Annotated in this window: 15 protein-coding genes; 11 read left to right on the forward strand and 4 right to left on the reverse strand. The window is 57.0% G+C overall.

Features of this window, described 5'->3' with window-relative positions:
• From dnaA to FGKAn22_RS00025, 5 genes are all read left to right on the forward strand, one after another.
• Entirely contained in the window at positions 1 to 1,362 is a 1,362-nt protein-coding gene (gene dnaA / locus FGKAn22_RS00005; RefSeq protein ID WP_212785960.1) for a chromosomal replication initiator protein DnaA, read from the forward strand.
• Between the two features lie 199 nt (positions 1,363 to 1,561).
• A complete protein-coding gene (gene dnaN / locus FGKAn22_RS00010) occupies positions 1,562 to 2,668 on the forward strand; it encodes a DNA polymerase III subunit beta (RefSeq protein ID WP_212785961.1) in 1,107 nt (368 codons plus the stop codon).
• Positions 2,669 to 2,702: 34 nt separating this feature from the next.
• Positions 2,703 to 5,132 carry a DNA topoisomerase (ATP-hydrolyzing) subunit B gene (gyrB, locus tag FGKAn22_RS00015; RefSeq protein WP_212785962.1) on the forward strand — a complete coding sequence of 810 codons (2,430 nt, stop codon included), beginning with the start codon at positions 2,703 to 2,705 and terminating at the stop codon, positions 5,130 to 5,132.
• Between the two features lie 260 nt (positions 5,133 to 5,392).
• A complete protein-coding gene (locus FGKAn22_RS00020; RefSeq protein WP_212785963.1) occupies positions 5,393 to 6,001 on the forward strand; it encodes a hypothetical protein in 609 nt (202 codons plus the stop codon).
• 178 nt (positions 6,002 to 6,179) lie between these two features.
• Positions 6,180 to 6,665 carry a diguanylate cyclase domain-containing protein gene (locus tag FGKAn22_RS00025; RefSeq protein WP_212785964.1) on the forward strand — a complete coding sequence of 162 codons (486 nt, stop codon included), beginning with the start codon at positions 6,180 to 6,182 and terminating at the stop codon, positions 6,663 to 6,665.
• A gap of 171 nt (positions 6,666 to 6,836) precedes the next feature.
• Here FGKAn22_RS00025 and topA read toward each other — a convergent pair whose 3' ends face one another.
• From topA to FGKAn22_RS00045, 4 genes are read right to left on the reverse strand one after another with little or no spacing between them, the layout of a single operon-like run.
• Positions 6,837 to 9,437 (reverse strand): type I DNA topoisomerase, encoded by a 2,601-nt coding sequence (gene topA, locus FGKAn22_RS00030; RefSeq protein WP_212785965.1) that lies wholly within the window; start codon positions 9,435 to 9,437, stop codon positions 6,837 to 6,839.
• Positions 9,438 to 9,451: 14 nt separating this feature from the next.
• Complete coding sequence (locus tag FGKAn22_RS00035) at positions 9,452 to 9,907, reverse strand: Smg family protein (protein ID WP_212785966.1); 456 nt, start codon at positions 9,905 to 9,907, stop codon at positions 9,452 to 9,454.
• 22 nt (positions 9,908 to 9,929) lie between these two features.
• Complete coding sequence (gene dprA, locus FGKAn22_RS00040; protein WP_212785967.1) at positions 9,930 to 11,006, reverse strand: DNA-processing protein DprA; 1,077 nt, start codon at positions 11,004 to 11,006, stop codon at positions 9,930 to 9,932.
• Entirely contained in the window at positions 11,006 to 12,031 is a 1,026-nt protein-coding gene (locus FGKAn22_RS00045; RefSeq protein ID WP_212785968.1) for a LysM peptidoglycan-binding domain-containing protein, read from the reverse strand. The genes dprA and FGKAn22_RS00045 overlap by 1 nt, the downstream gene beginning before the upstream one ends.
• Before the next feature lie 102 nt (positions 12,032 to 12,133).
• Here FGKAn22_RS00045 and def point away from each other — a divergent pair, with 102 nt between their 5' ends.
• From def to FGKAn22_RS00075, 6 genes are read left to right on the forward strand one after another with little or no spacing between them, the layout of a single operon-like run.
• Positions 12,134 to 12,637 carry a peptide deformylase gene (gene def / locus FGKAn22_RS00050; RefSeq protein WP_212785969.1) on the forward strand — a complete coding sequence of 168 codons (504 nt, stop codon included), beginning with the start codon at positions 12,134 to 12,136 and terminating at the stop codon, positions 12,635 to 12,637.
• A 27-nt stretch (positions 12,638 to 12,664) separates the two neighbouring features.
• Positions 12,665 to 13,588, forward strand: coding sequence for a methionyl-tRNA formyltransferase (fmt, locus tag FGKAn22_RS00055; RefSeq protein ID WP_212785970.1), 924 nt, complete (start codon positions 12,665 to 12,667; stop codon positions 13,586 to 13,588).
• Entirely contained in the window at positions 13,588 to 14,862 is a 1,275-nt protein-coding gene (rsmB, locus tag FGKAn22_RS00060; protein WP_212787097.1) for a 16S rRNA (cytosine(967)-C(5))-methyltransferase RsmB, read from the forward strand. Before fmt ends, rsmB begins: the two co-directional genes overlap by 1 nt.
• 19 nt (positions 14,863 to 14,881) lie before the next feature.
• On the forward strand, positions 14,882 to 15,427 hold the full coding sequence (locus FGKAn22_RS00065; protein WP_246487412.1) for a DUF4390 domain-containing protein: 546 nt from the start codon (positions 14,882 to 14,884) through the stop codon (positions 15,425 to 15,427).
• Positions 15,428 to 15,434: 7 nt separating this feature from the next.
• On the forward strand, positions 15,435 to 17,555 hold the full coding sequence (locus tag FGKAn22_RS00070; RefSeq protein WP_212785972.1) for a sensor histidine kinase: 2,121 nt from the start codon (positions 15,435 to 15,437) through the stop codon (positions 17,553 to 17,555).
• The gene (locus FGKAn22_RS00075; RefSeq protein ID WP_212785973.1) at positions 17,555 to 18,205 is read left to right on the forward strand and encodes a response regulator; all 651 of its coding nucleotides are present in this window, start codon (positions 17,555 to 17,557) and stop codon (positions 18,203 to 18,205) included. The genes FGKAn22_RS00070 and FGKAn22_RS00075 overlap by 1 nt, the downstream gene beginning before the upstream one ends.
• Positions 18,206 to 18,291: the final 86 nt, after the last annotated feature.

Consider the following 18,291-nt stretch of genomic DNA (forward strand, 5'->3'; position numbering starts at 1 on the left):
ATGCAGGATATTTCTTTTTGGGATACATGCCTCCGCTCGTTCGAAAAGAGCCTGCCGCCGCAACAATACAATTCCTGGATCAAACCCTTGGTGCTCAAAAGCGAAAATGGCTCGCTGATTCTGACTGCGCCTAACAGCTTCACACTGAAACTCGTCCAGGAACGGTTCATGCCGGAAATCAACAGGCAGGCTAGCCTTGCCTACTCGCATGTTCCACCCTTCGAATTCCGCATTATCGAATCGGATCCGGCAAACAAACCGCAAGAGGCTGCCACCCCAAAAAAGGTCGCACCGCCAACTACGGTAGACAGCAAACCCAAGAGCGAGTCCTCATTTCGCGGCTACGGCAAGCTCAATCCTAGCCTGACTTTTGATAATTTCGTTACCGGCAAAGCCAACCAACTTGCCTTTGCCGCTGCCACCCAAGTTGCGGAGTTACCGGGAGCGTCCTACAACCCCCTCTTTATCTATGGTGGGGTCGGCTTAGGAAAGACCCACTTGGTCCAGGCGATCGGAAACCAGGTTCGCGCCAACAATCCGCAGGCAAAAATTTGTTACATGCACGCTGAACGCTACGTTTCCGATGTAGTGCGCGCTTACCAATCGAACAAGTTCGAGGAATTTAAACAATACTACCACTCGCTCGATATCTTGTTGATCGACGATATCCAGTTCTTTGCCGGTAAGGCCAAAACCCAGGAAGAGTTCTTTTACGCGTTCAACACGCTGATTGATTCCCATAAACAGGTCATCCTGACCAGCGACACCTTTCCCAAGGAAATTTCCGGGCTTGAAAGCCGATTGGTATCGCGTTTCGGCTGGGGGCTTACGGTGGCAATTGAGCCGCCTGAATTGGAAATGCGGGTCGCCATCCTGTTGAAAAAAGCCAGCCTGGGTGGTTATGTGCTCGACGAAGCGGTGGCTTTCTTTATTGCGAAACACGTCAACTCAAACGTTCGAGAATTGGAAGGTGCGCTGAAACGGGTTGAGGCGTATGCCAAATTCCACCGTCGCGCAATCACCGTCGAAACCGCCAAAGAAGCGCTCAAAGACATTCTGATTGCGCAAAGTCGCCAGATTTCCATAGAAAATATCCAGAAAACAGTAGCTGATTACTACCGAATCAAGCTGGTGGATATGCTTTCAAAAAAGAGAACCCGCAACCTTACCCGTCCAAGACAAATGGCTATGTCGCTGGCCCGCGAGATCACAAGCATGAGTTTACCCGAGATCGGCCACGCTTTCGGCGGCAAGGATCATTCGACCGTTATTCATGCTTGCAAGACCGTGGAATCGCTCAAGGCCGAAGATACGACAATCGATGCGGATTACAAGATTCTTCTACAGACTTTACGGGGATAAAATGCGGGATTTTGTGTAGACAAATTGTTGATAACTTAACTCGCAACAACAACAAGAAAAGTTATTCACATTGGCGGTATTGATTATCAACAGCAATTCAGACGGTTTTATTGTTCAGCATCTCACTGTATCGAATGGTTTTTTTTAGTTGTTAACACAATTTGAGAACACTAATTAGTCTTTATTAAGGATTTATATTATGTTTATTGAGAAAGTCGAAAAAGAAACCATCCTCAAGCCACTACAGGTTGTTATCGGTATCGTTGAACGCAAACAGACTTTACCGATACTTTCGAACGTCCTGATCGAGAACCAGGATGGCAAGATGCGTTTCACTGCGACCGACCTTGAGATACAGATCACTACGGCTATTGATATCGGTACTGGCAGCAGCAAGACTTCGGCAATCACCGTTGGAGGCAAGAAATTCCAGGAAATCTTGCGCGTCCTACCCGACCAGAGCAAGGTCACCATCGAAACCAAGGAAAACAAGGCTCAGATCAAGACCAACAAGAGCCGATTCAGTCTGCAAACTTTGCCGGCGCAAGACTTTCCCAAACTGAACAGCCAACTGGACAGCGCCAGAAAGATCGTATTACCTCAGAAAGAACTGAAGAACCTGCTTTTCTCAGTGCAGTATGCGATGGCGCAACAGGATGTGCGTTACTACCTCAATGGCGTCCTGTTGATTGTCGAAGGTGATAAGCTGCGTGCAGTTGCTACCGACGGCCATCGTTTGGCTTACAACGCAGGCACAATTGAAGGCAATTACGACAAGCAAGAAATCATTCTGCCTCGCAAGGCTGTAGTAGAACTTTCCAAACTGTTGGCTGACAGCGATGACACGGTAGAACTGGAATTCTCAACCCAGCAGGTAAAAGCGAGTTTTTCCGGTATTACTTTGATTACAAAGGTTATTGACGGAAAGTTCCCGGACTATGAGCGCGTTATTCCGAAGTACACCAATCACCTCAACCTGGAACGCATGGTCATCCTGCAGGCTTTGCAACGCGCAGCAATCCTTTCAAACGAGAAATTCCGCGGCGTACGTTTCGTTCTGACCGAGAAGAACCTTCGCATCATCAGCAGCAACAGCGAACAGGAAGAAGCGCAGGAAGAGATAGAGACTGATTACCACGGTGAAGGTCTGGACATTGGCTTCAACGTCAACTACCTGCTGGACGGACTGAATAACATTGGCAGCAGCACCGCCATTTTCTCGTTCGGCGATCCGAACAGCAGTATCCTGATGACGACACCGGACAACCAGGAATTCCGCTACGTCGTCATGCCAATGCGAATTTAAATGTTCCACGTGAAACAGAAGGCAGAATAATCCCATGAGCGACAATTACGACGAATCAAGCATCCAGCAACTCGAAGGGCTGGAGGCTGTGCGCAAACGCCCCGGTATGTACATTGGAGACACTTCCGACGGCACCGGTCTGCACCATATGGTATTCGAAGTAGTGGACAATGCCATTGACGAGGCCTTGGCTGGTCATTGCGACGACATCAAGGTCATCATTCACGGCGACAACTCCATTTCGGTGGCGGACAATGGTCGCGGCATTCCAGTCGGTATCAAGTTCGACGATAAGTTCGAGCCCAAGCGTTCAGCAGCTGAGATCGTGATGACCGTGCTGCACGCTGGGGGCAAGTTCAATCAGAACAGCTACAAGGTGTCTGGCGGTCTGCACGGCGTGGGCGTGAGCTGCGTTAACGGTTTGTCGGAATGGCTCAAGCTGACCATCCACCGCGACGGAAAAAAATACGGTCTGGAATTCGTGCGCGGTGCGGTCAAGGATCGCTTGGTCGAAATCCAGAACGGCATCGAGGTATCTCCTATACGAGACCTGGGTGAAACCAAGAAGCGTGGAACCGAAGTGCACTTCCTTGCCGACAAGGAAATTTTCGGTACTGTCGAATTCCACTACGAGATTCTGGCCAAGCGCCTGCGCGAACTGTCTTTCCTTAATAACGGCGTGAAGATCGAACTGATCGATCAGCGCACCGGCAAGAGCGAGAACTTTGCCTACTCCGGCGGCGTGCGCGGCTTCGTCGAGTATATGAACAAGAGCAAGACGGTTTTGCACCCAAAGTGTTTCCAGGCTAGCGGAGAAAAAGACAATATCACCGTCGATGTCGCCATGCAGTGGAATGACAGCTATTCCGAAGTCGTGCAGTGTTTCACCAACAACATCCCGCAGCGCGACGGCGGTACGCACATGACCGGCTTGCGCATGGCTATGACCCGCGTGATCAACAAGTACATCGAAGAGAACGAGCTGGCGAAAAAAGCCAAGGTCGACACGACCGGCGACGACATGCGCGAAGGCCTGACTTGCGTGCTGTCGGTCAAAGTGCCGGACCCGAAGTTTTCCTCGCAGACCAAGGATAAGCTCGTCTCCAGCGAAGTGCAGCCAGCCGTGCAGGAAGTTGTGGCGCAAAAACTGACCGAGTACCTACTGGAAAATCCGGTCGATGCCAAGATCATCGTCAGCAAGATCGTCGAAGCTGCCCGTGCACGCGAGGCGGCGCGCAAAGCACGCGAACTGACACGTCGCAAGGGCGTGCTGGACGGCATGGGCCTACCGGGCAAGCTGGCCGACTGCCAGGAAAAAGACCCTGCCCTTTCCGAACTGTACCTGGTGGAAGGTGACTCCGCTGGAGGCTCCGCCAAGCAGGGCCGCGACCGCAAGTTCCAGGCGATTCTGCCGCTCAAGGGCAAGATCCTGAACGTGGAAAAGGCGCGTTTTGAGAAGCTTATCGCCTCGCAAGAAATCGCCACCCTGATCACCGTACTCGGCACCGGCATCGGCAAGGACGAATATAGCGCCGACAAGCTGCGTTATCACCGCATCATCATCATGACCGACGCGGACGTGGACGGCTCTCACATCCGCACCCTGCTGCTCACCTTCTTCTATCGCCAGATGCCCGAGTTGGTCGAGCGAGGCCACATTTACATCGCCCAGCCCCCGTTGTACAAAATCAAACAGGGCCGGGACGAGCGTTACCTCAAGGATGATCACGAGCTGAAGAACTACATGCTCAAGTCCGCACTCAATAATGCCGTGTTGCATCCTGCCGTTGATTCCACACCGATCCAGACAGAAGCGCTGGAAAATATCGCCAAGGAATATTTCCTCGCCGAAGCCGTGATCGACCGCCTGTCGCGCTTCACAGCGCCGGAGGCCACCCACGCCCTGCTCGGCTTGCCGACGCTGTCGCTGGATGACGAACAGCAAGCAAAAAAGAGCGCGCAACTGCTCGAGGCGGCCTGCGGCGGCAGCATCAAGGTGGTGGTCGAAGCCGACGAAGCCGGAGAATTGCGCCTGCGTCTGGAGAAGCTGTACCACGGCAACTACTCGGTCAGCTACCTCGACCGCGAATTCCTGCAAGGCAGCGACTACGTGCAGATCCGCCAGACCGCGCAAGTGCTCGAAGGCCTCATTACTCCAAGCGCCTACATCGCCCGCGGCGAACAGAAGCGCGCCGTGAACAGTTTCAAGCAAGCGATCGAATGGCTGCTCGAAGAAGCCAAAAAGGGCGTTAACATCCAGCGCTACAAAGGCTTGGGCGAGATGAATCCGGACCAGCTGTGGGAAACCACCATGGACGTGAAGAACCGCATCTTGCTCAAGGTGCGTATCGAAGACGCAATCGCAGCTGATGAGATATTCACCACCCTGATGGGCGACGTTGTCGAACCCCGCCGTGCTTTCATTGAGCAAAATGCGCTTGGCGTGAAGAATCTCGATGTGTAAGTTATAAGTCCTCAGAACAGGTGAAAAAATTCTCACCAAAGAAAATGGCCACGTATTCGTGGCCATTTTCTTTGATGCCAGCAAACATAATCTGCGGCAAATGTGTCGTTGGCGAAAAAATACCCGAAATTATGTATTGAATCTCGAGTTCAGCAGTCGCAAGCTTTACCTTCGCAAAGCGGCATAAATTTGGGAGTGCAACCAGTGAGATGCTGAAATTCTGGATTCCCATTTGCCGGAATGATGGAAGGAGCTAACGAATGAACACCGACATGACCGGGATGTTATGGCATGACCTGGATATTTTCCTGCTCATTGGTGCATTATCTGGGGTGGTGCTGGGTCTGATTATGATTTCCAGACCACAAATTTTGCCGAACATCAATCGGGTGGCGAATCGCTGGATTTCCATGCGTCATGTCGACCGTGCGCTGGACCAGAGCATCAGTATCGACTACTGGTTCTATCGACATCATCGACCGCTGGGCATACTGGTTATCCTCGGGGCGAGCTACCTTCTTGTATATTTTGGTTTCTTGTTCGACAAGGAATCCGCCTTGCACGGCTTGGCGGGCTATGTCCCAATCACGCTGTTGGATGGGTTGCTGGATGCTTTGGTGCTTGCTTCGTTGGTTGGTGCCATGATTGCGCTGGTTGTTGGTCTACTTCTCTGGCTCTATCCCAACCTGTTGCATGGCGTAGAAAAAGTGGGCAATCGATGGGTGTCTTCTCGTCGCGCCACCAAAGTATTGAATGTACCGCATGATCAAGTGGATAGCTTTGTAGAGCACCATACGCGATTAACCGGCTGGTTGCTATTGCTGGGAAGTGCTTATCTGTTCACGGCCATGATTAGTTTATTGGTATAGCCCTTGCGTCGATATCAATTTTGCACGAGCATGCTTGGAAAGAAGCAATAAGGACGAGCCTGGGAAAAAGACGATCTCATGAAGAAAGACTTTGAAAATTCATTTATAGATGAATCAAGCCCCTTTGGCTGTTACATTAAGGCTAGCGGTTTCCTGGCAATTCAATTGGGAGAGGCTGATGCTCAATGATGATATCGAGGCACGTGAGAAGTTTCTTTTCACTTTGAATTGGCTGTTGGCAGTAACGAAGCGCCATTCTGGCAACCTTCAGTTTTGTTTGGCCCATATCAATTTCGAAAATCCCAGGATCCTTGGTGAGACTTACGGCGCACAAAAAGCGTCCCACAAACTTGACGAGGTTTCGCATTTCTTGCGGAAAACGTTTCGCAAGACCGACTTGGTGGCGCGTGACGGAGGGGATTTCTGGATTTTGGTGCCTTACACTCCGCCGGAAGAGAAACTTTTCGACAAGATTAAGTACATCATCGAAATTGCTTCGCAAGGCGGCCTACAGATAGTGGAACGCGATATTTCCATTTTTCCGTTGTCCCAGCACGCAATTGAGCACTGCGAAGATTGCACGGCTTTGGATTTTCTTTCCTATCTCAAGAAAAACCATATCTCCCTTGCGAGCCGTGAGATTTCATTGCCGCACAGTGAGTAGCAAATAAAAACAGGCAAACTCAATATTCTGGCAATTTTTGCTGGCTATCTTACGTAGAACATGAATGAAGCCAGTAAATACGGGGCTTGCGGAGCATGCCCCGCCAAAACGCGCCATAAGCGATTATCGGAGGTGCGGTAAGGGTAAGCCTAGGCCTAGGCCCCAAAATCCCTAGGCTTTGCTCTTGGTGGTCTTCTTGGCCGCGGGCTTCTTCGCGGCTGGTTTGGCTGCCACTTTCGTCGCAGTCTTCGCCTTGGTTGTTGCGGTCTTCTTGGAGGTAGTCGTCTTTGTCGCAGTCTTGGCTGCCGGTTTCTTCGCTGCCTTCGCTTTTCCTGTCCCTCCTTTCGCGGCTTTGGCAGCGATTAGTTCCAGTGCTTGTTCCAGCGTGATGTCGTCCGGAGAAACGTCCTTGGGCAGCGTAGCATTGACCTTGCCGTGGCGGGCATAAGGGCCGTAACGGCCGCTGCAGATTTCTACGGGAGCCTTGTCGTCCGGGTGTTCGCCCAACGTGCGCAGCACGGCGTTGCCGGCCTTGGCTTGTGCCAGCAACTCCACTGCCCTGTCCAGTCCGATGTCGAAGATGCTGTCGCTGCGCGGTATGGACTTGAACTTGCCGTCGTGTCCGATGTAGGGGCCGAAGCGGCCGATGTTGACGATGACCTTCTTACCAGTCTCGGGGTGCGCGCCGAGTTCGCGCGGTAGCGACAGCAGCTTCAGCGCGGTGCCGAGGTCAGCCTGTTCCAGCGGCAATTCCTTGGGCCAGGAGACGCGCTTAGGCTTGGTCTTCTCGCCTTCGATCACTTCGCCGAGCTGCACATAGTAGCCGTAAGGGCCGCGCAGCAGCAATACAACCTGGTTTGTTTCGGGGTGTGTGCCCAGTTCCTTGCGCGCCTCGCCTGCATCCTCTTCGCCGCCGAGACTGCGGGTGTAGTCGCACTCGGGATAGCCGGTGCAGCCGATGAAGCTGCCGCGCTTGCCGAGCCGCTTAGATAAGGGCTTGCCGCATTTCGGGCAGGTCTCCTCCAGTATCTCTGTGCCGGGGCGGTCGACGTCTTTTTTGTCAGCGATGAGCTTGTTGAAGCCCTGCCAGAATTCGTCCAGTACGGGGATCCAGTCGCGCTTGCCTTCCGAAACCTCATCCAGCTCGTCTTCGAGATTGGCGGTGAAGCCGTAATCGACATAGCGCGTGAAATGCTCGGTGAGGAACTTGTTGACCACGCGACCCACGTCGGTGGGCATGAACCGCTTCTTTTCGAGCGTAGCGTATTCGCGCGCCTGCAGCGTGGAGATGATGGTGGCGTAAGTGGAGGGGCGGCCGATGCCGTACTCTTCCAGGGACTTGACCAGGCTGGCTTCGGAGAAGCGCGGCGGTGGCTGGGTAAAGTGCTGTTCGCCGTAGAGCTTGTCCAGGGGCAGTACGTCTCCCTCGGCCAGTGGCGGCAGCTTGCCGCCCTCTTCCTCCTCGGCGTCGTCAACGTCTTCCATGTACACGCCGATGAAGCCGGGAAACACCAGGGTTTGGCCGGATGCGCGGAACAGCGTGTCATCGCCGCCCAAGCGGATGTCGGCGCTGACGGTATCGTATCGTGCCGGCGCCATCTGGCATGCAAGTGTGCGTTTCCATATCATCTCGTACAGACGAGCCTGGTCGGCGGTGAGATGGGCGCGGATGCTGTCCGGCGTGCGCAGGATCGAGGTCGGGCGAATAGCCTCGTGCGATTCCTGCGCGTTCTTGGTTTTGCTCTTATAGGCAGGCTGTGTGCTTGGCAGATAATCGGCCGAGAAGTTGTCGCGGATGTAACCGCGGATCTCTTCTACCGCTTCCTTGGCCAACGACACCGAGTCAGTACGCATGTAGGAGATCAGACCGATGGTCTGGCCGCCGATGTCCACGCCCTCGTACAGCGACTGCGCGGTGCGCATGGTGCGCTCGGAGGTCATGCCGAGCTTGCGCACGGCTTCCTGTTGCAGCGTGGACGTGGTGAACGGTGCGGCGGCATGACGCTGCTTGCCCCTTTTTTCGACACGAACCACCTTCGGCGGCAGTTTGGCGTCGTTCAGTTTAGCCTGGATCGCATCGTATTCGGCTTGGCTGCCGATACTGAGCTGCTCCAGTTTCTTGCCCTGGTACTGGAACAACTTGGCGGTGAACGGGATGCTGTGCTTCTGGCTGTCCAGATGCACGGTCCAGTATTCCTGGCTCCTGAACTTCTCGATTTCCAGTTCGCGCTCGACGATCAGGCGCAATGCTGGGCTCTGCACGCGACCGGCCGACAGTCCGGGGCGGATCTTGCGCCACAGCAGCGGTGAGAGATTGAAGCCGACGAGATAATCCAGCGCGCGCCTAGCCTGCTGCGCATTCACCAGCGGCAGTGAGATTTCGCGAGGATGAGCGACCGCTTCTTGTACCGCGGATTGGGTGATCTCGTAGAACACCACGCGCTTCATGTTCTTGCCTTTGAGCGCGCGTTTGCCTTTCAGCAACTCGGCGATATGCCAAGCGATGGCTTCCCCTTCGCGGTCCGGGTCGGGGGCCAGCAGGATGTTGTCGGCCTCGGCCGCCGCTTTGGCGATGGCATCGACATGCTTGGCGTTGCGTGCGATGGTCTCGTACTGCATGGCGAAATTGTTTTCGGGGTCGACCGCGCCGGTCTTGGGCACGAGGTCGCGCACGTGTCCGTAGGATGCGAGCACTTCGAAATCCTTGCCCAAGTATTTCTTGAGCGTTTTGGCCTTGGCCGGGGATTCGACGATGAGAAGGTTGGTTGCCATGCGTGAGACTTAAATTAATGTAGTTGGGTGGAATGTATCGGAGAGAGCAGCTCCTCGACCAGCAAGGGGTCGAGATGCTGATGGCGGTTCCACAACACCATCAGCATGATCAGCTTGAGCTTGTCCACGCCAAGGCTCTCCTGTTGCAGCGCGACGGCGCGGTCGAGGACCATTTCGCGTTCGACGGCGGAGATCATGTGCTGCTGTTCGGCGAAAACCAGGAACTGGCGCGCCTCGTCGCCGAGGCGCTGTTTTTCAAGCTCGGCGAAACAGCGGACGCCGTTATGCCGCAGATCTGCCGGGTAGTTGTCCGGGGTCTGCTGTTGTAGCGCGGACAACCAAGTCAGCGCGTCACTGATCTCTTCCTCTTCGAAACCGGCCGCGGAAAGCTTGCGCGACAGCTTGTCCGGCTCGGGATAGCTACCCGCGTCGAAATAGCTTTCGAACAGATACATCAGGATTTCAAACATGGTTTAGGCTAAATAATTTGTTTTAATGAATGCGTTGGTACTGGCCGCCGGGCAGCACGCTGATGCGCCCTTCCAGCTCGAGCGTCAACAGCATGGCGGATAGCTCGGCCATCGTCAAGCCGCAGCGCGCGACTAGGGTGTCGATATCCACCGGATCGAAGCCGAGATGATCGAGCAGCCCGGAGTTCTCGCCCAGGGGCTTTGCTTCTTGCGCGGATGCGACGATCTGGCCGCCCAACTCCTCGAGGATATCCTGCGCGGCTTCGACCAGTTTCGCGCCCTGTTTTATCAGCGCGTGGCAGCCCTTGCTTTGCGGCGCATGGATCGAGCCGGGGATGGCGAACACGTCCCTTCCCTGTTCCGATGCCAACCGCGCGGTGATCAGCGAGCCGCTTTGCAGTCCAGCCTCAACCACCAGGCAGCCGATGCTCATGCCGCTGATAAGGCGGTTGCGGCGCGGGAAGTTAGCCGCCAGCGGAGGCGTGCCGAGCGGAAATTCCGAAATCAGCGTGCCCTGTGCAGCGAGCGCGTGGGCGAGGTCGCGGTTCGCCGCGGGATAAACCTTGTCCAGTCCGGTGCCGACAATGGCGATGCTGCTGCCCTGTCCTTGTAGCGCGCCGCGATGCGCGGCCGCGTCAATGCCGTGCGCCATGCCGCTGACGATACAAAGGCCAGCTTCACTGAGCGAACGGGCGAAGGCTTCGGCGTTATGGATGCCCTGCGGTGTGGCACTGCGGCTGCCGACCACCGCCAGCGCGGAACGGTTGAGCAGGTCAAGTCGCCCTTTCACGTAGAGCAGCAGCGGCGGATCGGGGATGTTAAGCAGGGCTTGCGGATAATCGCCGTCGGCGAGGGTGACGACATGGTTGTTGCCATCCTGCAGCCAGCCCAGCGTCGGAGCAAGGGTGTCATTTGTTATGCCCTTGGCGATCTCGGCGGCAACATCCGCCTTGACGATGGCCTTGAGCGAGCCGGTGGATGCGGCGAACACCGCTTCGGGCGAGCCGAATTCCTTCAGCAGGCGGCAAGCGCTCTCACCGCCCAAGCCCCGCGTCAGACTCAGTGCCAGCCAAGCCTTGAGCGAAGCGTCGGAGGGCATCAGGGGGTTTGGGCGCGATCCAGCAATTGCACCGGCAAGCGAGTCTGCATCACCAGCGCGTAGGAGACCTTGTCAAACACACGGAACACGAATACCAAACCATAGCGTTCATCTGGTAACGCGACGTTCGCACCATCGCTTTTTACGGTCTCTCCTTTGCGGTACAGGGCCAGCACATGGCCGCTTTCCAAGCCGTCACGCTTGCCCTTGTTCAGGGTGATGACGGTGCTCTGTCCGCCCAGCGACACACCGCCGTAAACCGAGATTATGCGCGCGGAAATGTTGCTTTCCGGTGCCCGTGGCAGGTAGGTGCTGACGGTCTCGCCGGAGGGTACGACCAAGCGGTCTCCCTTGTAGATTTCCTGCACGGAACGGGTGATCGCAATGGTGCTGACTTCAGCGAAGTCGGTAGCCTCGGCGTTGCCCAGATAGATGGCCTCGATGCCCAGCACTTCCTTGGTATCCGGGTCGATGAAGGTCTTGCCGGGGCGGTAGAGCTGCCACTTGTTGCCTTTGTCGGCGGACAGGCCCTTGGCAAAGGCAATGTCGTGTTCGCCAAGAATCACACGCCCCTCACGTGCGCCGACCAAGGTGGGGGCGTCCTTCAAGGCGCCCTCCTCGATCACCAGTGGTTGGCTCAGGAACGGTGCGATAGCGCTTGCTGGAATGCTGGGAATGGCGTCGTGTTCGCTGCGGTCTTCGCGCACTTGCGGCGAGAGCTTGACGACATTGCCGCTGGGAATCGCCCCACCGATGCGCAAAGTACCGCTAGCGCGGTCCAGAATGATCACGTCGCCCGGATAGATCCAGTGCGGGTCCTTGATGGACTCCTTGTTCATGCCCCAGATATACGGCCACTTCCACGGGTCTTTGAAGAACTTGGCGGAGATGTCCCACAAGGTATCTCCTTTGACGACGACATGCTGATCCGGCGCATCGCTGCGGATTTCCGGTCGGGTCTCCGGCGCGGCTGCAAAGGCCATGGCGGGCAACAAAAAGCAAATCAGCGATATAATCTTGCGCATGGAAAACTCCGGCAGAGTCAGTGTAAAAGGCACGCAAACTTATTGCGTTGCGTTAAATTCTGCATCTAGTCATATAAATTAGCAAGCATTTATGGGGCACGCATGGCTATCCTGAAAATATTGCAGTACCCCGACGAGCGCCTGCACAAGGTCGCCAGGAAGGTCGAGCTGGTTACCGATACTACCCGCGAACTGATACGGGACATGGCCGAGACCATGTATGCCGCCCCCGGTGTGGGCTTGGCGGCGACACAGGTGGACGTGCACGAGCAGATCATCGTGACCGACGTTTCCGAGACCCACGACCAGCTGCGGGTATTCATCAACCCGGAGATTCTCGCCAGCAGCGGCGAGGAAGAAGGCGAGGAAGGCTGTCTGTCGGTGCCGGGTATCTATGAGACCGTGCACCGTGCCGAGAAGGTGACGGTGCGTGCGCTCAACGAACGGGGCGAACCCTTTACCCTGGAGGCCGAGGGCTTCCTGGCGGTGTGCATACAGCATGAGATCGATCACTTGCGCGGCAAGGTGTTCGTCGAATACCTGTCGCAGCTCAAGCAAACGCGAATACGCGCGAAACTGAAGAAACGTCAGCGCGAAAACATATAAAAATCTCCTGCGGTAACCAATCCCATCGTGAAAATCATTTTTGCCGGAACGCCGCAGTTTGCGGCCAGCGCGCTCGATGCGCTGCTCAAGGAACATCAGATCGTTGCCGTGCTGACTCAGCCGGATCGTCCGGCCGGGCGCGGCATGCAGCTTACTGCCAGCCCGGTGAAGCAACTCGCGCTGCAACACGGCCTGCCCGTGTTGCAACCCGCCACACTGAAGACGGAAGAAGCGCAACGCGAAATTGCCGCGCTCGGTGCGGATGTGATGGTGGTTGCAGCCTATGGCCTGATCTTGCCGAAAGCGGTGTTGCAGCTGCCGCGTTATGGCTGCCTCAACATCCACGCCTCGCTGCTGCCGCGCTGGCGCGGCGCGGCGCCGATCCAGCGCGCGATCCTGGCGGGTGATGCCGAGACCGGCATCACCATTATGCAGATGGATGAGGGGTTGGACACCGGCGATATGCTGCTGCGCCACGCCTGCCCCATCACACCGACCGACACTGCGGCAACGCTGCACGACAAGCTCGCGGAGCTGGGTGCCTCCAGCATTGTCGAGGCGTTGCGTTTGCTGCAAGAGAGCAGCCTGAACCCGGTCAAGCAGGACGATGCCGCTGCGACCTACGCCGCAAAGCTGCTCAAGAGCGAGGGGCAGATCGACTGGCGACTGGACGCACTGCATATCGAGCGCGCCGTGCGCGCGTTCAATCCTTTTCCCGCCTGTGCTGCCGGTTTCAACGATGCAACGATAAAGGTCTGGCAGGTTGCGCTGGTGCAAGGCGCGCACAGCGAACCGGGCAGGGTTCTTGCCGTAGACAAACAAGGCATCACCGTGGCCTGCGGCAAGGATGCGCTACGGCTGGAAGTATTGCAGCGTCCCGGCGGCAAGGCGCAGCCCGCCTCACAGTTCCTGCAGGCGGTGCCGGTCAAGGCCGGCGACCGTTTTTCGTGATGCAGCACGTTCAGATCACTGCCAGTCAGATCGTGCAGCAAGTGCTGTCGAACGGGCGTAACCTTAACCAGGTGCTGGACGAAGCGCTGCGTGGCAGATCGAACTGGACACCCGCACAGCGGGCCGCCTTGCAGGACCTGAGTTATGGCACGCTGCGCTATTACGGCCAGCTGCGGGCCGTGCTGGGCCGGTTGCTGCACAAGCCTTTGTCGGACGAGCGGGTGCGCTTCCTGTTGCTGGTCGCGTTGTACCAGTTGCAGCACAGCAAGTCGGCGCAGCATGCGGTGGTCGACCACGCGGTGCGCGCTGCGCAGATCCTGAATCCCCGCGTAAGCGGCTTGGCGAATGCAGTCCTGCGCAACTTCCTGCGCAACCGTGCATCGTTACTGGATCAGGCAGCGCTATCTCCGGAAGGGAAATACAGCTATCCGCAATGGTGGATAGACGAGTTGCATACGCAGTACGGCGAGCGCAGCGCGGCAATCCTGGAGGCGGGTAATCAGCATCCGCCGCTGACATTGCGAGTCAACCGGCGGCGCGGTACGGTGGACGGGTATGCGGCGTTGCTTGCACAACAGGACATCTCCGCGCGCCGCATCGAACCGGAGGCGCTGCAGTTGAATAAGCCCGTAGCGGTGGACAAGCTGCCGGGATTTTTCGACGGCATGGTCTCGGTGCAGGATGCCGGTGCGCAATATGCCGCGCGGCTGCTGGATGTGCACGACGGCATGCGTGTGCTGGACGCCTGCGCCGCGCCGGGCGGCAAGACCGCGAACATTCTGGAATCTGCGCAGGTCGAGATGGTTGCGGTGGATAAGGACGAGAAGCGCTTGCAGCGCGTCACGGAGAACTTGCAGCGGCTGGCACTGGATGCGCAACTGCTGGTGGGCGATGCGGCGCAGCCGGAGGCTTGGTGGGACGGTCGGCCGTTCCAGCGCATCCTTGCCGATGTGCCCTGCTCCGCTTCCGGAGTGGTGCGCCGTCACCCGGACATCAAGTGGCTGCGCCGTCCGGAAGATATCGCCGGTTTTGCTGGGCAGCAGCTTGCCATCCTGTGCGCGCTGTGGCGGCTGCTGGCGCAAGATGGTAAATTGCTTTACGCCACCTGCTCGGTTTTTCAACAGGAGAATGAGCAGGTTATCGCCGCATTCTTGGCTCAACAGCCGGATGCCCGCCGGTTGCCGCTGACCCTGTCGAACCATAGCGAAGGACAATTGCTGCCCGATGATCAGCATGACGGATTCTTTTATGCGTTGCTGCACAAGACTGCTTAGCGCGCTGCTGCGCGGCGTAATGCTTGTGTGGCTGTTCGTTGCGGCGGCCCACGCAGACGGCATAGCTGTCGGCAAGGCGCAGCTTCGCCAGGCAGAGGATGGCTACCAACTCGCTGCCAGTTACGACATCAACCTGAATTACACCGTGCAGCAGGCCTTGTCGCGCGGCATCCCGCTGTATTTCGTCAGCGAATTCTCGCTGACGCGCTCGCGCTGGTATTGGCTGGACGAGGAGGTCTTTCACGGCGAGCAGACAATCAAGTTTTCTTACAACGTCCTGACCCGGCAATACCGCATCTCGCGCGGTGCACTGTTCCAGAATTTCGCCAGTTTTGAAGATGCGTTGAATATCCTGGCGCGGCAAAGCTCCCTGCCCTTCTCCTCGGATCTGATGAAAAAGGACGGCAACTATACTGCGGCGGTGCGTCTGCGCCTGGATACGGCGCAACTGCCCAAGCTGTTGCAGGTGAATGCGCTGACCGGCAAGGACTGGAACCTCGATTCCGAATGGTATCGCTGGGTGGCGCGTGTTCCGGCTGCAAACGGCGAAGGCAAGGCGGAGTGACGGCGCAGTGAAATACCTCATTCTTGTCAGTGTGGTGGTCGGCGGTGCGTTGCTTTACCTGCTGTCCAGCAGCAGCGCAGACACCGAAGTGTTTTCGCTGAACTACTACAGCCTGCTCGGCTTGACCGGTACTCTGGCTGTTTGCTTGATGGGGCTGGTCGGTTACCAGTTGTGGCGCCTGCGCAACAAGCTCCGGAACAGGGTGTTCGGAGCGAAACTGACCTTGCGACTGGTGCTGTTCTTCACTTTGATCGCGGTGGTGCCGGGGATACTGGTCTATGCGGTCTCGGTACAATTCCTGGGCAAGAGCATCGAGTCGTGGTTCGACGTGCGCGTCGAAAAGGCGCTGGAGGGCGGCCTCAATCTTGGCCGGAGCAGCCTGGACAACAGTCTGAAGGAGTTGTCCAAGAAGACCCAGTTCATCGGGTTGTTGTTGGCGGAAAAACAACCGGAACAGTATCAGCGCGCCTTAGACCAGCTGGTGGACGAGAAGGTGGCGCAGGAAGCGGCGCTGTTCTCCGCCAAGGGGAATCTGGTCGCGTTCTCCTCGGGCGGACGACACTCCCTGCAGCCGGATATGCCGGATAGCGAGTTGTTGCGGCTGACGCTGGAAAAGGGCGAGAACGCCGTAATCGATACCCTGCCGCAAAAAGGATTGACGCTGCGAGCGCTGGTGGCTGTGGATTCCAATACCCACGGCGCTCGCTATGTACTGCAATTTACCCAGCCGGTGCCCAAGCAGATCGAGGCAGACGCCGAAACCGTGCAGGCGGTATACCGCGATTACCAGGAACTGACGCTGTCTCGCTTGGGTCTGAAACGGCTGTATGCGATCACCCTCACGCTGTCGCTGCTGGTGGTGTTGCTGACGGCGGTGTCGGCCGCGTTCTTCATCAGCGAGCGTCTGGGCGCCTCTCTAGAAGCCTTGGCCGAGGGCACGCGCGCCGTGGCGCAGGGCGACTTCACTCGCCAGCATCCGATTCAGAGCAGCGACGAACTGGGTGCATTGACCGGCCTGTTCAATCAGATGACGCGACAGCTATTCGATGCCAAACAGGCCAGCGAACAGCAACAGCGAGAAGTGGAAAGCGCCAAAGCGCATTTGGAAAGCGTGCTGACCCACTTGTCTTCTGGCGTGCTGGCCCTGGACGATGGATTGCGTCTGCGCTCGGTGAATCCCAGCGCGGGACAGATCCTTGGCGCACCGCTGCAGGAGATGCTGCGTATGCCGCTGGACCAGATCGCCGAGAAATACAGTCTGCTGGGTTCATTCTGCCAGACGGTGATGGAGGCGTTCGGTGAGACGCCCAACGGCGAATGGCAGCGCCAGATCGAGCGGCTCAGCAAAAACGGCGTGCAGATTCTGCTGATGCGCGGGACTCGCCTGCCGCAAGGCGGGGAAGCGGGTTACGTCGTGGTGTTCGACGACATCAGCCATCTGTTGCAAGCGGAGCGCCAGGCGGCATGGGGCGAAGTGGCGCGGCGGCTGGCGCATGAGATCAAGAATCCGCTTACACCGATCCAGCTCTCGGCGGAACGCCTGCAGCACAAACTCAGCGACAAGCTGGACGAGAGCGGCGCGCAATTGTTGAAACGCGCCACTCAGACTATCGTCAGCCAGGTCGCCGCGATGAAGAATATGGTGGGCGATTTCGCCAACTACGCGCGCGGCCCGGCGTTGAAACTGTCGCGCCTGGATGTGCACAAGCTGATCAAGGAAGTGCTTGGACTGTATGAGGCGAACGCCATTCCCATCGTGTTGAAGCTGGAGGCCTCGCATAGCGAAGTCAACGGCGATGCAACCCGTTTGCGTCAGGTCGTACACAACCTGCTGCAGAACGCGCAGGACGCGTTGCAGGGCGTCGCTCAGCCGCAGATCACGCTGACGACCGAGACGCAGGGGCGCGAGATCCATCTGCGTGTCGAAGACAACGGCGCGGGCTTTTCCGAGAGCGTGCTGGCGCGCGCCTTCGAACCGTATATGACAACCAAGACCAAGGGCACGGGATTGGGACTGGCGATCGTGAAAAAGATCGTGGAAGAACATGGCGGCCGCATCGCCATCGAAAATAACCAAAACGGCGGAGCGCGGATCAATATCCATCTGCCGTTGACGGAGGAAGCATAATGGCAAGCAAGCAAATACTGGTCGTGGATGACGAGATCGGCATTCGCGAATTGTTGTCGGAGATTTTGTTCGACGAGGGTTATCAGGTACATCTGGCGGAGAACGCCGAGCAGGCGCGCAGTTATCGCAACGAGCGCGAGCCGGATCTGGTGCTGCTTGATATCTGGATGCCGGACACCGATGGGGTGACCCTGCTCAAGGAATGGGTCGAGCAGGACCTGTTGACCATGCCGGTGGTGATGATGTCTGGCCACGGTACTATCGAAACGGCGGTCGAGGCGACGCGCATCGGTGCGGTCGACTTTCTGGAAAAGCCCATCTCATTGCAGAAGTTGCTCGGTACCGTCGCCAAGGCCATCAAGGAAGGGGCACCCAAGCCGCCGGTACCGGTCGACGAGGTGCCAAACCAGCAGATCACCCTGGATATCGACGGGCAGATGCAGCAATTCTCCTTGCCGCTCGATCTGCCGTTGCGCGAGGCGCGAGAGCACTTCGACGCGTTCTACTTCGACTACCATTTGCAGAAAGAGGGCGGCAACATTACCCGGGTGGCCGAAAAGGTCGGTCTGGAACGCACCCATCTGTACCGCAAACTGAAGCAGCTGGGCATCAAGTTCGCCAAAAAGGGCGGAGAGGACGAAACCCAGTAAAAAAGCCAATGTTGACCGGAGGTTGCCCAAATCCGGGGGCTGCGGCATAATTGCCGGCCCAGAATTTAATCTTCATTATTAATCCA

This window comes from Ferrigenium kumadai (genome assembly GCF_018324385.1).
GTDB lineage: Bacteria > Pseudomonadota > Gammaproteobacteria > Burkholderiales > Gallionellaceae > Gallionella > Gallionella kumadai.